17 protein-coding genes are annotated in these 18,495 nt (G+C 69.5%); 13 read left to right on the top strand and 4 right to left on the bottom strand.

Annotation, left to right across the window (positions count from 1 at the left end):
• The first annotated feature begins 121 nt into the window (after positions 1–121).
• The 8 genes from IU449_RS02495 to ligD all read left to right on the top strand — a co-directional run bounded on the left by IU449_RS02495 (position 122) and on the right by ligD (position 8,987).
• Positions 122–1,393, top strand: coding sequence for an aminotransferase class V-fold PLP-dependent enzyme (locus tag IU449_RS02495; RefSeq protein ID WP_324188053.1), 1,272 nt, complete (start codon positions 122–124; stop codon positions 1,391–1,393).
• Positions 1,390–2,733, top strand: coding sequence for a heavy-metal-associated domain-containing protein (locus tag IU449_RS02490; protein ID WP_324188052.1), 1,344 nt, complete (start codon positions 1,390–1,392; stop codon positions 2,731–2,733). The genes IU449_RS02495 and IU449_RS02490 overlap by 4 nt, the downstream gene beginning before the upstream one ends.
• On the top strand, positions 2,730–4,169 hold the full coding sequence (locus IU449_RS02485; RefSeq protein ID WP_195000339.1) for a decarboxylase: 1,440 nt from the start codon (positions 2,730–2,732) through the stop codon (positions 4,167–4,169). Before IU449_RS02490 ends, IU449_RS02485 begins: the two co-directional genes overlap by 4 nt.
• A complete protein-coding gene (locus tag IU449_RS02480; RefSeq protein WP_195000338.1) occupies positions 4,169–5,497 on the top strand; it encodes a pyridoxal-phosphate dependent enzyme in 1,329 nt (442 codons plus the stop codon). The genes IU449_RS02485 and IU449_RS02480 overlap by 1 nt, the downstream gene beginning before the upstream one ends.
• Before the next feature lie 121 nt (positions 5,498–5,618).
• Positions 5,619–6,242 carry a TetR/AcrR family transcriptional regulator gene (locus IU449_RS29415; protein ID WP_195000337.1) on the top strand — a complete coding sequence of 208 codons (624 nt, stop codon included), beginning with the start codon at positions 5,619–5,621 and terminating at the stop codon, positions 6,240–6,242.
• A 110-nt stretch (positions 6,243–6,352) separates the two neighbouring features.
• The gene (locus IU449_RS02470; protein WP_195000336.1) at positions 6,353–6,751 is read left to right on the top strand and encodes a cold-shock protein; all 399 of its coding nucleotides are present in this window, start codon (positions 6,353–6,355) and stop codon (positions 6,749–6,751) included.
• A 134-nt stretch (positions 6,752–6,885) separates the two neighbouring features.
• Positions 6,886–7,983, top strand: coding sequence for an ATP-dependent DNA ligase (locus IU449_RS02465; protein WP_195000335.1), 1,098 nt, complete (start codon positions 6,886–6,888; stop codon positions 7,981–7,983).
• Complete coding sequence (gene ligD, locus IU449_RS02460; RefSeq protein WP_195000334.1) at positions 7,983–8,987, top strand: non-homologous end-joining DNA ligase; 1,005 nt, start codon at positions 7,983–7,985, stop codon at positions 8,985–8,987. The genes IU449_RS02465 and ligD overlap by 1 nt, the downstream gene beginning before the upstream one ends.
• Before the next feature lie 55 nt (positions 8,988–9,042).
• Here ligD and IU449_RS02455 read toward each other — a convergent pair whose 3' ends face one another.
• The 3 genes from IU449_RS02455 to IU449_RS02445 all read right to left on the bottom strand — a co-directional run bounded on the left by IU449_RS02455 (position 9,043) and on the right by IU449_RS02445 (position 11,919).
• Positions 9,043–9,741 carry a hypothetical protein gene (locus IU449_RS02455; protein WP_195000333.1) on the bottom strand — a complete coding sequence of 233 codons (699 nt, stop codon included), beginning with the start codon at positions 9,739–9,741 and terminating at the stop codon, positions 9,043–9,045.
• Between the two features lie 335 nt (positions 9,742–10,076).
• Positions 10,077–10,733 carry a TetR/AcrR family transcriptional regulator gene (locus tag IU449_RS02450; RefSeq protein WP_324188051.1) on the bottom strand — a complete coding sequence of 219 codons (657 nt, stop codon included), beginning with the start codon at positions 10,731–10,733 and terminating at the stop codon, positions 10,077–10,079.
• A gap of 40 nt (positions 10,734–10,773) precedes the next feature.
• The gene (locus IU449_RS02445; RefSeq protein WP_195000332.1) at positions 10,774–11,919 is read right to left on the bottom strand and encodes an acyl-CoA dehydrogenase family protein; all 1,146 of its coding nucleotides are present in this window, start codon (positions 11,917–11,919) and stop codon (positions 10,774–10,776) included.
• A 224-nt stretch (positions 11,920–12,143) separates the two neighbouring features.
• Between IU449_RS02445 and IU449_RS02440 the strand changes: the two genes are divergently transcribed.
• On the top strand, positions 12,144–13,592 hold the full coding sequence (locus IU449_RS02440) for an SDR family NAD(P)-dependent oxidoreductase (protein WP_195000331.1): 1,449 nt from the start codon (positions 12,144–12,146) through the stop codon (positions 13,590–13,592).
• 21 nt (positions 13,593–13,613) lie between these two features.
• Complete coding sequence (locus IU449_RS02435) at positions 13,614–14,045, top strand: DUF2784 domain-containing protein (RefSeq protein WP_195000330.1); 432 nt, start codon at positions 13,614–13,616, stop codon at positions 14,043–14,045.
• A 13-nt stretch (positions 14,046–14,058) separates the two neighbouring features.
• Here the strand turns inward: IU449_RS02435 and IU449_RS02430 are convergent, their stop codons facing one another.
• Positions 14,059–14,814: a thioesterase II family protein gene (locus IU449_RS02430; RefSeq protein ID WP_195000329.1), complete on the bottom strand. Its 756-nt coding sequence runs from the start codon at positions 14,812–14,814 to the stop codon at positions 14,059–14,061.
• A 39-nt stretch (positions 14,815–14,853) separates the two neighbouring features.
• Between IU449_RS02430 and IU449_RS02425 the strand changes: the two genes are divergently transcribed.
• The 3 genes from IU449_RS02425 (at position 14,854) to IU449_RS02415 (ending at position 18,426) form a co-directional block, all read left to right on the top strand.
• Positions 14,854–16,200 carry a CoA transferase gene (locus IU449_RS02425; RefSeq protein WP_195000328.1) on the top strand — a complete coding sequence of 449 codons (1,347 nt, stop codon included), beginning with the start codon at positions 14,854–14,856 and terminating at the stop codon, positions 16,198–16,200.
• A gap of 232 nt (positions 16,201–16,432) precedes the next feature.
• Entirely contained in the window at positions 16,433–17,506 is a 1,074-nt protein-coding gene (locus IU449_RS02420; protein WP_195000327.1) for a nucleoside hydrolase, read from the top strand.
• The gene (locus tag IU449_RS02415) at positions 17,503–18,426 is read left to right on the top strand and encodes an amidohydrolase family protein (protein WP_195000326.1); all 924 of its coding nucleotides are present in this window, start codon (positions 17,503–17,505) and stop codon (positions 18,424–18,426) included. Before IU449_RS02420 ends, IU449_RS02415 begins: the two co-directional genes overlap by 4 nt.
• Positions 18,427–18,495 lie beyond the last annotated feature (69 nt).

Raw genomic sequence — 18,495 nt, 5'->3', positions numbered from 1 at the left:
CCGGGCAGCGCGGCGTGTGTGATCGGCGCCGAAAAAGGTTGTCTGCCAGAAACCTTCGAGCGCCGGGCGATCGATGCGTATCGTGGATCGAGTCCGCCCGGTGGTCGGAGGGAGGGTCGCGGTGGGGACGTCCATGCCCGGCTCGGCGCCGTCCACCGACCCGCCGCCCTCCGATGTCCGCGAATTGTTCCCCGCCCTCGGCACGACCGACACCTACCTCGACAGCGCGGCGACAACCCAGAAACCGCGTCCGGTGATCGAGGTTGTCACCGACTACCACCGCCGTGCCACCGCCAACGCCGGTCGCGGCTCCTACCCGTGGTCCTCGCGCCTGGCCACGCGGATCGCCGAGATCCGTACGCGCACGGCGGAATTCGTGGGGGCCGCGCAGCCCGACGAGATCGTCTTCACCTCCGGCGCGACGGCCGCGCTCAACGCGGTCGCTCTGTGCTGGGCCCTGCCCGAACTCCGCGACGGCGATCAGATCCTGTTCAATCCACTCGATCACGCCTCGAACGTGCTGCCCTGGCATCATCTGCGCACCCTGCTCGCCCGGGCGGGCCACCGGATCGACCTGATTCCCTATCGGACGACCCCCCATGGCGAGGCCGACATCGACGACATCGTCACCAAGGCCGGTCCGCACACCCGGCTGGTGACCCTGGCGCACCTGCACCACGTCTACGGCGGGCTCACCGACGTGGCGCGGCTGCGCGCCCGCCTGCCCCCGGCGACGCTGCTGTGCGTGGACTGCAGCCAGAGCGGCGGGCACCTGCCGGTCGACGTGCGCGCGCTCGGTGCCGACTTCGCCGTCTTCGCCGCGCACAAGATGTTCGGCACACCGGGAACGGGCGTGCTCTACTGTGCCCGCCGGGTCCACGACCGGCTGCTGCCCTTCCTGCCGGGCGGCGACACCGGTGTCCGGCTGACCGCCTCAGGGCTCGAATCGACCGGCATGCCGCGCCTGCTCGAAGGGGGCACCCCCAACATCCCGGGTATCCTCGCGCTCGGCAGCGCGCTCGCGGTGCTCGAATCCCTGGACCGGCGGGTGATCGCCGAGCACAACCGCCTGCTCACCCGGCGCATCGTGGACCGGCTGCGCCCGATCCCCGGCATCCGGTTCCTGCCGGGGCCCGCTCACCCGGTCACGAACTCGATCTCCCCCGGCTACGGAATCGTCTCGTTCGCCCTCGACGGGATCGGTTCGCGGGATCTGGGGTTCGTCCTCGCCGAGCACGGCTTCCTCGTGCGCACCGGAGCCCACTGTGTTGCGCCACCCGAGCCGGACGCCGAGAGCGATTCGGTCCGGGTGAGCACTCATATCTACACGACGGTCGAGGAAATCGACCGTTTCACCGCCTGTGTCGCATCCATCGCCGAGGAGATCACGTGAGCGGCAGTATCGTCCCCTACAACAGCGCCTCCCCCACGGGCAGCGCCGGTTCCGGCGCAAACACCGGGCCGCACGGAAGCGACCTGTCACGCTACGACCGCCGGGCGGCCTCGCAGGTTCTCGCCCGGCTGGCCGAGCCGGGTCTGTTCGACGCGCCGCAGGGGCCGGTCGGGCATCGCGACATCGAGTTCCTCAGTGCCGCGGTGCGCTGCGAGCCCGGCAGCCACCTGACCACCTCGCAGCGGCTGTACCTGGAGCGTTTCATGCGCCCGTGCAGGCCCGAGCAGGTCACCACCGCCACGCATCGGCTGACCTGGACCGACAGCGACGGCATCCCCAACACCGGGCACTACCGCGCCGACGGCCTGGGTCCGATCGTGCCGATCGCGGCCAGGGAAGCGGTGCTCGTGCTGTGGCACGCGCTCGAGGCCGACACCGCGCTGGCCGCGCGGATCGCGGGCTTGGACGCCCGCGCACAGGCCGTGCTGCTCGGCACCACCACCGATCACCAGCCGATGGAGATCTTGCGCGTCGGCGTCGAGGCGGCGGCCCGCACGCTGGCCCAGCACGCGCTGCTGGCACGGCGTACCCCGTACCGTACGGCCGCCGAACTGGCTCGCGGACTGCGGGATTCGGGCATCTTCACGGCGGTGGCGACCCGCTGGTACTGGGAGCTGCAGGCTTCGACCTACCGGCGCGGCATGATCCCGGTGACACTGGCCTGCCAGCCCGACGGCAGCGTCCGCTACACCGCCGAGACGGTGGCGACCCTGCGCGCCATGAAGGACACCACCATCGCCGAGGCGCACGCCGTCATGCGTCGTGCGACCACGGTCGAGGGACTCTCGGTGGCCGAGGCCATCGACAGATACCACGACGACCTCGACCTCATCTCCCGCCAGTACGCGCTGTTGGCGCCCGGCACCCGCCCGTCGTGCCTGGCTGCCATGCCGCACCAGCTCGAGGGCAGGCACTACACGCTGCTCCCGCTGGTGGTCGACCGCTTCGTCGACACGTTCTGCGCGGTGCTCGACCGCTGTCGGCTCACCGAAGGCCGCGTCGACCCCACCGCACTGTCGGACGCTCCGATCGATGCCGAGGACCAGGTCTTCCACGTGCCGGACATGAGCTGTCAGCACTGCGTGCGCACCATCACCGCGACCCTGGAATCCATGGGCGTGCCGGTGGCCGAGATCGATCTGGCGAGCAAGCGGGTGGTCGCGGAGTTCCGCAGTCCGCGCAACCGGGCACGGGTTTTCGATGTGTTGCGCGACGGCGGCTACAACCCGGTCTCCGCTCCCCCGTCCGCCGGCGCGGCGGCGACCGAGAATGCGATATGAGCGCGGAACCTCCGGCGCTACCCGCACTGCTGCCCACGCTGGTCGGCGCGTTCTTGGCCGACCGCTGCGGACTCGCGGGCGCCCTCGCGCACCACGGCACTCCCGTGCATCTGATCTTCCCGCAGATCTTCGCCGAGAACGTCCGGGCGCTGCGTGCGGTGCTCGACCGCGAACACGTGCGTTACCGGCTCTTCTACGCGCACAAGGCGAATCAGTCCGCGACGCTGGCACGGACGGCTCGACACTGCGGAATCGGCATCGATGTCGCCTCACCCGAGGAATTGGCGGGCGCGACGCGAGCGGGGTTCACACCCGAACAGATCGAGGTGACGGGCCCGAAAGGCGAAGCGTTCACGCGTATCGCGCTGGGCGCGGGCGTCACGATCAATGTCGACAATCTGTGGGAACTGGACCTGATCGACAGGATCACCCGCGCCGAGCACGCGACCGGCGATCCGGTGACGGTGCTGCTGCGGGTCGGGGAACTGCCCGCGACCCCCTTCAGCCGCTTCGGCATCCCGCTCGCCCGGATCGACGAAGCGCTGACCGTGCTCGCGTCCCCCGGCTCACGAATACGTCTGCTGGGCTTCGCCTTCCACCTGGACTCCGGGGCCGTCGACGACCGTGTGCGGGCCGTGCAGACGTGCCTGGGCCTGATCGAGCGCGCGCACGGGCAGGGGCTGTCTCCCACCGTGATCGATATCGGCGGCGGACTGCGGCAGGTCTTCACCGCCGACGCCGACCGGTTCGACGCGTATGTCCACGCACTGCGCGAGGGATTGGCCGGGCGCGGCGAGCCGCTGGCCTGGGCAGGTCACAGCTTCGGATATCACATCGAATCCGGTGCGACACATGGTACTCCGGTGTTCCACAAGTACGGCAACACTGTCACCGCGGCCGACATGCTCGCCGAACTGCTGGCCGCCGAACTGCCCGAACACGACCATCGTCCGCTGGCCCGGGTGCTGGCCGACAACCTGCTCGAGCTGTGGCTCGAACCGGGCAAGGCCCTGGTCGACCACGCCGGCGTCACCGTCGCCGGGGTCGAGTTCACCAAGGAACTCGGCGACGGCACGCCGCTGGTCCACCTCGATCTCAGCCGGGACGCGGTGACCCCCGCCGACCAGGAGGTGATGGTCGATCCCCTGGTCGTGCCGTGGTCGGCTCCGCTCACCGGGCCGCCCACGGGGGTGTTCTTCGCGGGCAGGCTGTGCCTGGAGCGCGACATGGTGACCAATCACCGCGTGCACCTGCCGGGCCTGCCGCGACCGGGCGACCTGATCGTCTTCCCGAACACCGCCGCCTATCACATGGATCTGTCGGCGACCGCGGCGTCGATGCGATTACCTCCTCGCAAAGTGGTCGTCGCCCATACCGAGCGGGGCTTCTCCGCGCTGCCCGACGGGCACGCGCGCGCGTTCCCGAAGGAGATCTGATGCGCTACGACCACATCGCCGAACTGATCGGCAACACACCGTTGCTGCGCCTGGACCCGGCCAGGCACGGGCTCGCGAACGTCGAGTTGTTCGCGAAACTGGAGTCGCACAATCCGTTCGGCTCGGTCAAGGACCGGGCCGCGGCCGCCATGCTGTACGACGAGCTGCCTCGACTGCGCACCGAGGGCCGCGCGCTCATCGAGGCTTCCAGCGGCAATACCGCCAAATCGCTGCGGGTGCTCGCCGCGATGGAGGGCATCGGTCTGCGTGCGATCACCAACCGGATCCGAGTCACCGAGGTGCGTGATCTGCTGTGCCTGCTCGGTACCGAGATCGTGGAGCTGCCCGGGCTGTCGGAGTGCCCGGACCCGACCACTCCGAACGACGTCTACGCCGTCATCGACTCGATGCTGGCCGCCGAACCCGCCAGGTTCCATCATCTGTCGCAGTACACCAACGAGAAGAACATCGAAGCGCACTGGGCCGGTACCGGTCGCGAGATCCACGACGATCTCGCCGCGAGCGGCATCGAGCGCGTCGACTATCTCGTCGGCGGCCTGGGCACCACCGGATCCACCCGCGGCGCCGCGACGTATCTGCGCAAGAGCAATCCGGATCTGTGCGCCATCGGTGTGGTGTCGGCGCGCTCGGACTTCATACCCGGTATCCGCTCCGAGACCGAGATGTGGGATGTGGGACTGTTCCAGCCGGAGTTCTACGACCGGATCACGGCCGTGGAATCCGCCGACGCCATCGAGGCGACGCTGACCCTGGCCACCACCCACGGCGTGCTCGCCGGGCCCACCAGCGGCGCGGCCTACGCGGCGACGCTCGCGGCCCTTCGCGCGCACGATCCGTCCGGACGCGGCCCTGGCGACCCGTTGGTCGCGGTGTTCATCGTCTGCGACCGGCTCGAGCCGTATCTGTCGTATCTGCGCAAGCGCCGCCCGGAACTGTTCGGCGGTCGCGATCGGCCCGCGCCGCCCACCGACGCCGAACTCGCCACCATCCCCCGGGTCGCCCCCGTCGAGCTCGAGCGGCGCGATCGCGACGAACGCCTGACGATCGTCGACACCAGGGGCGCGATGGCCTACCGCATCGGGCACGTGCCCGGCGCGGTGAACATCCGCGACGACCAGCTCGACGACATGATCGCCCAGGGCATGCCGTTCCCCCGCTCCCGCCCGATCGTCTTCGTCTGCCCGGTGGGGGACATCGCCCTGCGCTTCGCGGTGCTCGCCCGTCGAGCGGGCTACGACGCCGCGAGCCTGGACGGGGGCGTCATCGGTTGGCGCGATGCCGGCCTGTCACTCGAGCGGGGCGGCTGACACCGATCCGGCCGGGCAGCGGTGTCCCACACGCACTGCGCCGGAGCACGGATCGAGCCCGGCGTGTCCTGGCCGAGACGGGTATCCGGCAGTCCGGGTCACAGGCACTAGTCTTGGGCCGGTGCAAACAGGCCAGGATTCCGAGAGCGGCGGCCCCCGCATCTGGGGCGGGACGACGCTCACCGAGCGCAGGGAAGCGCGCCGCTCGGCACTGCTCGACGCCGCGCTCGACCTGATCGGCGAGGCGGGGGCGGCGGGTGTGACCATGCGCGCGGTGTGCAGACGCGCCAATCTCACCGACCGCTATTTCTACGAGAGTTTCAGCAGTCGCGACGAACTGCTCGATGTGCTCTATCGCGGTGTCGCCGAGGAATTCCTCGGCCCGATGACCGCCTTCACCGATGCCGACGATCCCTCCCGCGACCGCGCGCTCGCCGAGATCTTGGTGGACAAAGTGCTCTCCGATCCACGGAAATCGCGGTTGTTCCTGGTCGAGCCGTATTCCAGTACCGGGCTGGGGCAGACCACCATCGCGGTGATGCCCACGTTCACCCGGTTGATCCAGGATCATCTGTTCGTCCACATCGAGGACCCGGTCCGGCGCAGGCTGGCGGCGGTGAGCATGGCCAGCGGAAATGCGGGCATGTTCTCGGCCTGGCTGAACGGTTCGCTGCGCGCCACCCGGGAACAGATCGTCGAACATTGCGTGGCCACCCTCACCGTCTACCGGACGATTTACCGCTGAGCCGACGGCGGCGAATCCGGCGCTCGCGGAACGACAACACCGGAAATGGCGAGTTAGAGTTGCCCGATAGCTAGAGTTGGCGCATAGCTGGCAGCGGCGGCGAGGAGCGGGTGTTGGTGTCCATCGGAAAATTGGTGTCGTTCGACAGTTCACGCGGGTTCGGATTCATCCGGCCGGAGGACGGCGGCCCCGACGTGTTCGTCCATGTCAACGACATCGGGCTCGACGAGGACGAACTGCGCCAGGGCCGGGTATTCGAATTCGATATGACCGAGGGCGATCGCGGCCCGAAGGCGATCAATCTGACCGCGGTCGGCGGGGCGCCGAGTCCGTCGCCGCGCGCCCGTAAGGAGCGCTCCGGTGGTGGCGGTCAACTCTCGGCCGACGAGCACCGGCGGCTGATCACCGAACTGCTGCTCGACGCCAGCCCCGCACTCACGGCCGGGGAGATCCTCACCATCCGGGAGCGACTGACCACCTTCGCCTCCGAACACGGCTGGCTCGACTAGCCAGGCGAGGTCCACGGACTTGTCGGCTCGGCGTCCTACCATCGAGCCGACCGCCGGGGCGATGAATTCGCGCCCGCCACGGCGTCTCGAAGGGTGAGCGGCGTGATGGGTGCGGACCTGCCCGAGGAGGAAACGTGGATCTACCGGTGATGCCACCCGTCAAACCCATGCTGGCGAAGTCGATGCCGTCGGTGCCGCGCGGTCCCGGTCTGTACTACGAGCCGAAATGGGACGGCTTTCGGTGCGTGGTCTTCCGCGACGGCGACGAGATCGAACTCGGATCACGCAACGACCGCCCGCTGACCAGGTATTTTCCCGAGCTGGCCGAACTGCTGCGCACGGCGCTGCCGCCGCGCTGCGTCGTCGACGGCGAGATCGTGGTGGTCACCGAGCACGGCCTGGATTTCGACACCCTGCAGAACCGGCTGCATCCGGCCAAGTCGCGAGTGGAGAAACTCGCCCGCGAGACGCCCGCGAGTTTCGTGGCCTTCGATCTGCTCGCCCTCGGCGATACAGACCTCACCGGAGCGCCGTTCGCCGAGCGCCGCGGCGGGCTCGAATCCGTCCTCGGCGCCGCATTCGATCGCGTGCACCTCACCCCGATCACCCGCGACCCCGACGTGGCGCAGGACTGGTTCACCCGGTTCGAGGGCGCCGGGTTCGACGGGGTGATGGTCAAGGGCGGCGACCAGGCCTATCACCAGGACAAGCGGGTGATGTTCAAGGTCAAGCACGAACGCACCGCCGATTGCGTGGTGGCCGGCTTCCGGATGCACAAGGACGGTCAGGGCGTGGGGTCGCTGCTGCTGGGGCTCTACGACGACGAGGGACGGCTGCACCACGTCGGCGTGGCCAGCAGCTTCACCGCCGCCCGGCGCGCGGAACTGGTCACCGAGCTCGCGCCGCTGAAAGAGAACGCCCTGGCGAACCATCCATGGCGGGAATGGGCCGACGCCGCCGCCCAGGCCGCCGTCCAAGCCGGGACCGAAGCCAAGATGCCGGGTGGGCTGAGCAGGTGGAGCGCGGGCAAAGACCTGTCCTGGACAGCACTGCGCCCGGAACTGGTCGCCGAGGTCCGCTACGAGCACCTGCAATCGGGCCGGTTCCGGCACGGCGGCAGGCTGGTGCGGTTCCGCGCGGACCGGACACCGCGGTCGTGCACCTACGCACAGCTCGAACAGGTCGCCCCGGCCGAGCTGACGGCGATCTTCACCGAGACGGCGGCGCGCTGATGAGTCCCAAGGAGAGCGTCGCGCTCGAGGTCGACGGACGCACGCTGACCATCAGCAATCCGGGCAAGGTGTACTTCAGCAAGCGCGGCGAGACCAAGCTGGACCTCGTCCACTACTACCAGGCCGTGGCCGAGCCGCTGCTCGGGGTGATCCGGGACCGCCCGCTGCTGCTCGAACGCTATCCCGACGGCGCCTCGGGCAAGTCGTGGTTCCAGAAGCGGGTGCCGGCCTCGGCCCCGGACTGGCTGCACACCGTGCAGGTCAGCACCCCGAACGGGACCACGAGCGAGGCCTTGGTCGCGCACGATCTCGCGCACGTGCTGTGGGCGGTCAACCAGGGCTGCCTCGGTTTCCACGTCTGGCCCAACAGGGCCGGTGATCTGAACATCGCCGACGAACTGCGCATCGATCTGGACCCTTCCCCCGGCATCGGCTATCCCGACCTGGTCGAGGCGGCGCGGCTGACCAAGGCGTTGTTCGACGAACTGGGCATCGAATCCTCGGTGAAGACCTCGGGGTCGCGCGGCCTGCACATCTACGTGGCGCTGGAGCCGCGCTGGGACGGCTACCAGGTGCGGGCGGCCGCGGTCGCGCTGGCGCGTGAACTGCAGCGACGGCATCCCGAGCAGATCACCGCGCAGTGGTGGAAAGAGGAACGCGGGCAGCGGGTGTTCGTCGATTTCAATCAGAACGCCCCGCACAAGACGGTTTTCGGAGCTTGGAGCGTGCGGCCCAAGGTCGGCGCGCAGGTCTCGACACCGCTGTTCTGGGACGATCTCGATACCGTGGCGCCGGAGGATCTGACCATCGCCACCGTCCCGGACAGGTTGGCCGTCGTCGGCGATCCGTGGGCCGATCGCGCGCCGCAGTCGATCGAAGCGCTGCTGGAGATGTCCGAACGGGACATGGCGTCGGGATTGATGGACGCGCCGTGGCCGCCGCAGTATCCGAAGATGCCGAACGAGCCACCGAGGGTACAGCCCAGCCGGGCGAAGACCGAATAGCGCGCGATCGCGAGCGCGCGATCGCGGCGGTATCGACCGGTCCTGCGAATCTGCCTCAATCGGTCCAGCGGACCCAGGCGCCGCCCTCGCTCCCCTGGCTCTCGCATACCAGTGCCCTGCCGTCGGCGGTGCGGCCGGACTTGGCGATGGTCTCGTCGCAGGTCTGGCCGGGTTCGAAGACTCCGGTGCCGATGTTGTACGGGCCCGACCAGTGGTAGGTGCCGCTCGAACTCGAGGCTTCCAGGCACAACAGCGTGCCGCCGTCGATAGCGGTCCCGATCGTGCCGAGCTGGCTCGCGGCGCAGGCAGCGCCCTTGCGGACCACCGGAGCCTCCTCGGTCGTCGGCGCCGGGGTGGGCCGCGCGGAAGGAAGTACGGCGGTCGGCGCCTGCGCCACGGTGGTCTGGTCGGCGGTGATCGTGGTGGTCTGGACAGCCGCGTCGTCCAGATCGGCCAGCGTGTCGGTCAGCGAGCTGCCCGTCAGCACCACCACCGCGGCCACGGCAGCCGCCTCGGCGATACCGAGCAGGACCGCGAACGTGGCCATGGCCCGCCCTCTCGGGTGCCCGAAGGCGATGAGCCCGAACACGATGGCGACCGGAAACAGGGCCAGTAACGCCGCGACGAGCGCGATCACCGCATAGGGATTGACGATGGGACGGGAGTCGGCGACGAACGGGTCCTCGGGGTCCCGCTCCTCGGGCCATGCCTGGGGCCATGCCTCGGAGTCCTGCCAATCCCGCGTCCGTGCCATCCCGGTCCCTCTCGCATGTCGAGCTCTCGCGCGGCGCCCCGGAAGCGGCGAACCCCACCAGCTACCGGGAGAGAATAGTGGCCGGAGGAGAAACTGCCACCGGAATGCGTGAGTCGGCCGCCCGACCGGTGAGTAATGCGGGTCACACCCGGGTGCGGTATCCGATATCCGAAATTGCGCCGGGAATCGGAAACGCAGCTCGAAGGCCCGGCCGGATATTCGCTCGGCAAACTACCGGCGATAAGCGCTGACGTCCCGGTGCGCACGAACAAGGCCGGTGGGCGCACCCGGATTTCCGAGTCGCCCACCGGCCGATGCGTTCGCCGAAGCGGTATTCAGGACGTGTGGCCCACCTTCGCCATCGTCTCGCTGACCAGTGCCCACAGCAGGTCCGCGAGCAGATGGTGCACCTGTTCGCGGGTCAGGTTTCCGCGGGTGATCCATTCGCGCCCGGCGGCTTTCACCAATCCGCCGTATGCGCGCACCATGGCCCGCAATTCCGCGCTGTGCGCCGAATTCGCGAGCCCGACCATGCACAGTGTGCGTTCGGCCGCCGCGTCGTCGGCCTCGTCCAGGATCTGCTGGACCTCGGGGTCGTCGCCGACGCCCTCGTGGCTGGTCACCTTCACCCAGGTGCTGCCGTGTTCGGCGATGGTGTCGAGCAACCACCGCACGCTGGCGTCGACCCGCTCGCGCGGGGTGCCGGTCGGCACCACCATGTCGTCACCCCTGGGCAGGGTGACCATCCGGCGCACCACCGCCAGATAGAGGTCGCGCTTGTTGCCGAAGTAGTGGTTGATCAGCCCGCGGGCGACGCCGGCGCGCGCGGCGAGTTCGGCGGTGGACACCGCGGCGTACGGCCGCTCGCCGAACATCTCGATCGCGCACGCCAGGATCTGCGCACGGCGCTCGTCGGGTTCCAGGCGTTTGCGACGCGCGGGCGGTTCATCGGATTCGGTGCGCGCGGACACCGAGGCAGTACGACCGGACACCGCTCCAGTGTGACCGGCCGTCCCGGAGCGAGCGGACACCTCAGAGCGATCGGGCAATGAGATCCTTCATCACCTCGTTGCTGCCGGCGAGAATGCGCAGCACGCGGGCGCCGGTGTACAGCTCCGAGATCGGGTACTCGGTCATGTAGCCGTAGCCGCCGAACAGCTGCAGGCAGCGGTCCACCACGATGTTGAGCTGGTCGGTGATCCAGTACTTGGTCATCGCGGCGGTGGGGATGTCGAGTTCACCGCGCAGGTGCTTGACGATCGACTCGTCGAGGAAGGTGCGCGCGACCTTGGTGATGGTGGCGCATTCGGCGAGCTCGAACTTCGTGTTCTGCATCGCGTACAGCGGCTTGCCGAAGGCTTCGCGGCCCTTGGTGTAGTCGACGGTCAGCTGGACGGCCTTCTCCATCATGGGCACCGCGATCACGGCGGTGACCAGTCGCTCCTGCGCGAGCAGCCGCATCATCTGGTAGAAGCCCTGACCTTCGGCTTCACCGAGCAGATTGGCGGCGGGCACCCGCAGGCCGTCGAAGAACAGCTCGGCGGTGTCCTGCCCCTTGCCGCCCATCTTGCTCAGGATGCGGCCGCGCTTGAAGCCGGGGGTGTCGTCGCCCACCTCGGCGAAGATCAGCGAGACGCCCGCCGCGCCCTTGGTCGGATCGGTCTTGGCGGCGATGATGATGCCGTCGCAGAGCCAGCCGTTGGTGATGAAGATCTTGGAGCCGGTGATGACGTACTCGTCACCCTCGCGCACGGCCCTGGTCTTGATGTTCTGCAGGTCCGAACCGGTGCCCGGCTCGGTCATGCCGATCGAGAGCACCATCTCGCCGCTGGCGGCCTTGGGCAGCACCCGGCGCTTGAGTTCCTCGGAGCCGAACTCGGCGATGTAGGGGGCGATGATCGAGCTGTGCACGGGCATGCCGAGGGCGCCGTCGCCTGCGAAGGTCTGCTCTTCGATGATGGCGGCCTCGTGCGCGAAAGTGCCGCCGCCACCGCCGTATTCGGTGGGCACCGCGGTGCACAGCAGGCCGAGCTCGCCTGCCCGGTTGTACAGCTCGCGGTCGGGGTGGCCCTGCGCGACGAACTTCTCCTCGTGCGGGACGACCTCCTTCTCGAAGAAGTTCCGGGCGAGTTCGCGTACCGCCTCGACCTCGTCGTCACTCCATGCGGCGCGTGCCATGTGCTCACGATCCTTTGCTCGATGTGACCCGGCCTCGGGCGCCGGGACCCCGGCATCAGATTCCCAGCACTATTGGCGAGTTGTCAACAGCGTGCCGAACGCGGCGGAATCCGGAAAGTCGGCGTTTGCGACAATGGACCCCACGATCGCGGCGCGCCACCGCACCCGGTCACCCCGATCCACTGCGTTCGCACCCCAGCTCACGAAGGATGTCCGAAGACCCGATGGCCGAGAACAGTATCGATCCCGACGAGCTGGCCACCTGTCTACGGGTTCTCGAGCAGGCCGCGGAACTGGACAAGGATCATGCGGATTCGATCGCCGTGCAGCGAGCGGTCGGGCACATGTTCAAAAAGCTCAAGCAGCGCAGGCGCGAGGAAGCGCGACGCAAGGTCGCCGAGAACGACAAGGCGGTGGTGGCGGCCACCGCGACCGGCTCGCCGAACCGCATCGACGACGAGACCGCGGGCATCCCGCTGAGCTCCAACGCCGCGGGGGCGAGCGCGGGTACCCTGATGCGCTCGCGGCCCTGTTACATCTGCAAACAGCACTACACCCGCGTCGACGCCTTCTACCACCAGTTGTGCCCGGACTGCGCGGCCGACAGCCACGCCAGGCGCGACGCGCGTACCGACCTCACCGGCCGCCGCGCGCTGCTCACCGGCGGGCGCGCCAAGATCGGCATGTACATCGCGCTGCGACTACTGCGCGACGGTGCGCACACCACCATCACCACCCGCTTCCCCAACGACGCGGTGCGCCGCTTCGCCGCCATGGAGGACAGCGCCGACTGGCTGCACCGGCTGCGTGTGGTCGGCATCGACCTGCGTGACCCCGCCCAGGTGATCGCGCTGGCCGACGACATCGCCGCGCAGGGTCCGCTCGACATCCTGATCAACAATGCCGCGCAGACCGTGCGCCGCTCGGCAGGCGCCTACAGCGCGCTGGTCGAGGCGGAGTCGGCACCGCTGCCCGCGGGCGCGCTGCCCGACGTGGTGACCTTCGGCAAGACGATGCAGGCGCACCCCAGCGCGCTGACCGCCTCGCTGTCGCCCTCGCTGCTCGCGGCCCCCTCGCTCACCGCCGCCGATGTCGCCGAGCTCGCGCTGGTCGCGGGATCGGCCACGCCCGAACGCATTTCGCGCGGCGTGGCCATCGACGCGGGCGGGCTGGTGCCCGATCTCGCACACACCAACAGCTGGGTGCAGACCGTCGCCGAGGTCGATCCGACCGAACTGCTGGAAGTGCAGCTGTGCAATTCGGTGGCGCCGTTCATCCTGGTGTCGCGGCTGCGCCCGGCGATGGCGGCCGCGCCCGCCCGCCGCAAGTACATCGTCAACGTCTCGGCGATGGAGGGCCAGTTCAGTCGGGGCTACAAGGGCCCGGGGCATCCGCACACGAATATGGCGAAGGCAGCGCTGAACATGCTCACCCGGACCAGCGCCGGGGAGATGCTCGAGACCGATGGCATCCTGATGACCGCGGTGGACACCGGCTGGATCACCGACGAGCGCCCGCACTACACGAAAATGCGCCTGGCCGAAGAGGGCTTCCACGCGCCGCTCGACCTCGTCGACGGCGCCGCCCGGGTCTACGACCCGATCGTGCGGGGCGAGAACGGCGTCGACCTCTATGGCTGCTTCCTCAAGGATTACCGGCCCTCACCCTGGTGAGGCGGGGCCTACCCTTGGCATATGGGTTTCCGTCTGCTCGCCGACCTCACCGCGTTCACGCACTTCGCGTTCGTGGCCTACGTCGTGCTCGGCGGTTTCCTGGCGTGGTGGCGGCCGTGGGCCTTCTGGCCCCATCTGGCCGCGGCCGTCTGGGGATTCGGCTCGGTGGTCATCGGCTACGAGTGCCCGCTGACGCATGTGGAGAACTGGGCGCGGCGATCGGCGGGGACGGCGGAGTTGCTCTCGACCGGATTCATCGACCACTACATCACGGGGGTCGTCTATCCCGAGGACGCGGTGGGACTCATCCGCCTGCTCGTGGCGGCCGTCGTCGCGGTCTCCTGGGCGGGCGCTCTGGTGACGTTCCGCCGCCGACCCGCGGGGCGCGCGGCGGCATCCCGGCGCGCGGCGGCATCCCGGCGCGCGGCGGCATCCCGGCGCGCGATCCGGTGAGGTGCGCGGTTCGTCAGCGCAGGCTGCGGGTGACGAGCGCGGCGACATCGTCGGGCCGCTCGTCGAGGTAGAAGTGCCCACCCGGGAAGGTCTCGCGCCGGAATGCCGCGGAGGTGAAATCCCGCCACTCGTCGGCCTGTTCGACGCTCATGGTCGGATCCTCCGTGCTGACCAGGGCGGTGACCGGGCAGCGCAGCGGATCGCCGGCGCGCTGGGCGTAGGTCTCCACCGCCTGATAGTCGCCGCGCACGGCGGGCAGCACGATCTCGGCCAGGCCCGGCTCGCTGCGCAGCATGGCGATCGGGGCCGGGTCGGCGGCGAGACGCTCGAGATCGGCGATCAGATCCTCGTCCGGCCCCAGGTGCAGTCTGCCCGGTTCGGCGAAAGTGGGCGCGGGGCGTCCGGAGACGAACAACCGCGACACCGTGCGGCCCGCGGACTCCAGTCTGCGGGCGGTCTCGTAGGCGACGGTGGCGCCCATGCTGTGACCGAACAGCGCGAGGCCGGGCACGGCGGGCTGGGCCAGCAACTCTTCGGCGATCCGGTCGGCCAGCACATGCAGATCGGTCACCGGAGCTTCGCCCAAACGATCTTGACGGCCCGGGTATTGCACGGCGAAGACCGCAATCCCCGGACCGACCCGACCGGCCAGATCCCGGTAGGCGGTGGCCGAACCACCTCCCGGGGCAAAACACACCAGGTAGTGGCGTGGCGCGGGCTCGATTCGCAAGGCGCGCAGCCATTCGGTGGCCGCGATCGCAGTCTCCACGTCGGTCTCCTTCTGCTTGTAACCGCTAGTCTCGGACTGGTGAACGCGCACAATCGGCTGGTCCACGAGTACGAATCCGGAATCGGCGTCCCGGCGTCCGGCGTTATCGATTCGCCTGATCCCGGCAGCAATCTCGCTGCGACACTGCCGGTGTGGACGCTGGCCGCGGGATCGGTGGCGGCCGTGGCGGCCGCGGCCAATCGTATGCGCGACGCGCACGGGCTCGCACCCGTGTCCCATCGGATCGACCCGGAACGCATCACCGCCGCGTTCTCCAGCGACCACCTGCTGCGCGTCGACGGCAAGCAGGTGCAGAGCTGGGCCGACCTGTCCGGCTTCTTCCCGACCTTCGACGGCTGGGTCCGCACCCACGCCAACTACCCGCACCATCGTTCCCGTCTGCTCACCGCCCTCGGTCTACCCGAGGACATCCCGTTCGACATCGCGGTCGCGCAGATCGCCATGAGCCGTGCCTCCGACATCGAGGACAATGCCGCCGCGGCGGGCGCTGTCGCGGTCCAGGTACGTACCGAGGAGGAGTGGGCGGCCACCCCACAGGCCGCCGACGCCGCCGCCGGGCCCCTGGTGTCGATGGAACAACGCGAGGACCGCGCGGGCACCCGGCCGCGTTCGGAGGCCACCCCGTTCCAGCCGCTGCGCGGGGTGCGCGTACTCGACATGACCAGGGTGATCGCCGGGCCCGTCGCCACCCGCACCCTGGCGCTGCTCGGCGCGGAGGTGCTGCGCATCGACCCGCCGTGGCTGCCGGAACTGCCGTGGCAGTTCGCCGACACCTGTCAGGGCAAGCATTCGGTGCTGATGGACATGCGCGGCCACGCCGTGGCCTTCCACGATCTGCTCTCCCAGGCCGATGTGCTGGTGACCGGATACCGGCCGGGCGCGCTGGAGAGCGCGGGCCTGATCACCGCGGTCCGGCGCGGCCTGATCCACGCCAGGATCAGCGCCTGGGGCGAATCGGGCCCGTGGAGCGGGCGGCGCGGCTTCGACAGCATCGTGCAGGCCGCGACCGGTATCGCCGTGCTCGAGGGCGCCCCCCAGATGCCCGGCTCGCTGCCCGCGCAGGCCATCGACCATTCGACCGGCTACCTGCTCGCCGCGGGCATCATCGACGCGCTCGCCGCGCACACCTATGACGGCGTCGGCCGCGATGTCCGGGCCTCGTTGGCGCGCACCGCTTCCTGGCTGCTCAGCGCACCGGGCCGCACCCTCAAGCATCCGCCGCCCGCGGTGCCGAACCTCAACGCGGTGGTGGCGCACGGAAACCTGCACACCGCCGCTCCCGCGCTGGCCGAGTATCCGGACTACGCCTGGCCCGCGCCCCAGATCGGGTCGGGAACACCGGCCTGGCCGGTGCGCACGCGCTGACGTCTGGTCGTTCCCGGCCCGGCAGCCCTGCCACCGGGTCGCCCGCAGATGTCACCGACCCCGTGTCGATGCCGTGGCCGAGCAGCCCGCGGTAGGCCGGCGAGCCTCGGCGTAGCCGCGAAGCCCGCGTCGGAGGTCCGGCTACGCCGTCGACGGTGGCTTGCCCAGGTGCGGGCACCGTCCTCACGGGAGCCGACAGCGCACGCTCGGACGCGGCGATTAGGCTCGGGGCGTGCGGCAGAAGATCATCGTGGACGTCGATACCGGGATCGACGACTCGCTGGCGCTGCTCTACCTGCTGGCCTCGCCCGAGGCCGAGGTGCTCGGCATCGCGTCGACCGCGGGCAATGTCGGGGCCGCGCAGGTCGCCGCCAACAATCTGGCCTGGCTGGAGGTGTGCCGCGCGCCGGAGATCGAGGTGGCGCTGGGCGCGGACCGACCGCTGGCGATCGAGTTGCGCACCACCGAGGACACCCACGGACCACAGGGCATCGGGTATGCCCGGCTGCCGGTGTCCGGACGGGCGCTGTCGGACCGGTCGGCGGCGCGGATGTGGGTGGAGTCGGCACGGGCGCATCCCGGCGAGATCATCGGATTGTGCACCGGACCGCTGACCAATCTGGCCCTGGCGCTACGGCTCGAACCCGAGCTGCCGCGCCTGCTGCGCCGGCTGGTGGTGATGGGCGGGGCGTTCAACCACCCGGGCAATACGACGCCGACGAACGAGTGGAACGTGCACGTCGATCCGGAAGCGGCCAAAGAAGTCTTCGACGCCTTCTCCGCGGCACCGCCCGACCGCAGGCCGTTGATCTGCGCGCTGGACGTCACCGAGACCATCGAGATGCGTCCGGGCCATCTGCGTGTGCTGGCCGAACGGGCGGGCAGCAGCCCGGTCGAGGTGCCCGCGCCCACCGATCCGCCCGGACGATGTTCGACGGCGAGCAATCCGATCGTGCGGCACCTCACCGACGCGGTGCGCTTCTACTTCGAGTTCCACCAGTCCTACGACCAGGGGTATCTGGCGCACATGCACGACCCGTTCGCCGCGGCCGTGGCGCTGGACCCCTCGCTGGCGGTGGTCCGCCCGGCCACGGTGGACGTCGAGCTGACCGGCACGCTGACCCGCGCCACCACGGTCGCCGACTGGGCGGGCATGTGGGGCAGGCCGTTCAATGCCGACATCGTCGTGGGCACCGATCCCGAGGCGTTCTTCGACCGTCTCCTCGCCCGGGTGGGTGATTTCGCGCGCTCTGTGTATCCGCCCACGCCGCGCGTGGCGCACCGTTCGAGCCTGGAGGTCTCATGACCGGTCACAGCCACCACGGCGAGTACTCGCTGTCGACCGACTACGCCGACGACACCGCCTACCTGGCCGCGTTCCGGGATCGACTCGGCCTGCCGGGCATCGTCGACGTGCACACCCACTTCATGCCGGAGTCGGTGCTGCGCAAGGTCTGGGCCTACTTCGACTCGGTGGGCCCGCTGGTGGGCAGGCAGTGGCCGATCACCTACCGCGACGAGGAGCAGGTGCGGCTGAAGACCCTGCGCGGGTTCGGTGTCCGCGCCTTCACCGCGCTGGTGTATCCGCACAAGCCGGACATGGCCGCGTGGCTCAACGACTGGACCGCCGAGTTCGCCGCCCGCACGCCCGACTGCCTGCACACCGCGACCTTCTACCCCGAACCGCAGGCCGCCGCCTATGTCGCCACGGCGATCGAGCGCGGTGCCCGGGTGTTCAAGGTGCACATCCAGGTCGGCGATTTCGCCCCGAACGATCCGCTGCTCACCCCGGTGTGGGGGCAGCTGGCCGAGGCAGGGGTTCCGGTGGTGATCCACTGCGGGTCCGGGCCCGCGCCGGGGCGGTTCACCGGGCCGGAGCCGATCGCCGAACTGCTGAGCCGGTTTCCCACTCTGCGACTGATCGTGGCGCACATGGGCACCCCTGAGTACAGCAGGTTCCTCGACCTGGCCGAGCGTTATCCGAACGTCTCGCTCGACACCACGATGGTGTGGACCGATTTCAGCGAGGCAGGCGCGCCGTACCCGGTCACCGAGTACGACCGGCTGCGCGCGCTGTCCGAGCGCATCCTTTTCGGCAGCGACTTCCCGAACATCCCGTACCCGTACGCGCACGCGGTCCAGGCCGTCGAGCGCCTGGATCTCGGCGCGGACTGGCTGCGGAAGGTGTTCTGGGAGAACGCCGCCCGCATGTTCGACCTGAGCTGAGAACCGCCCTCGGACGACCGAGGACAGGCGCGGGCCGTGATCGCTGGGCCGGTTCGGCCCGCGGCCGAG

The sequence above is a fragment of the Nocardia higoensis genome, from assembly GCF_015477835.1.
Lineage (GTDB): Bacteria > Actinomycetota > Actinomycetes > Mycobacteriales > Mycobacteriaceae > Nocardia > Nocardia higoensis_A.
Note: the sequence above shows the minus strand (reverse complement) of the source record. Positions and strands in the feature narration are given on the sequence as shown.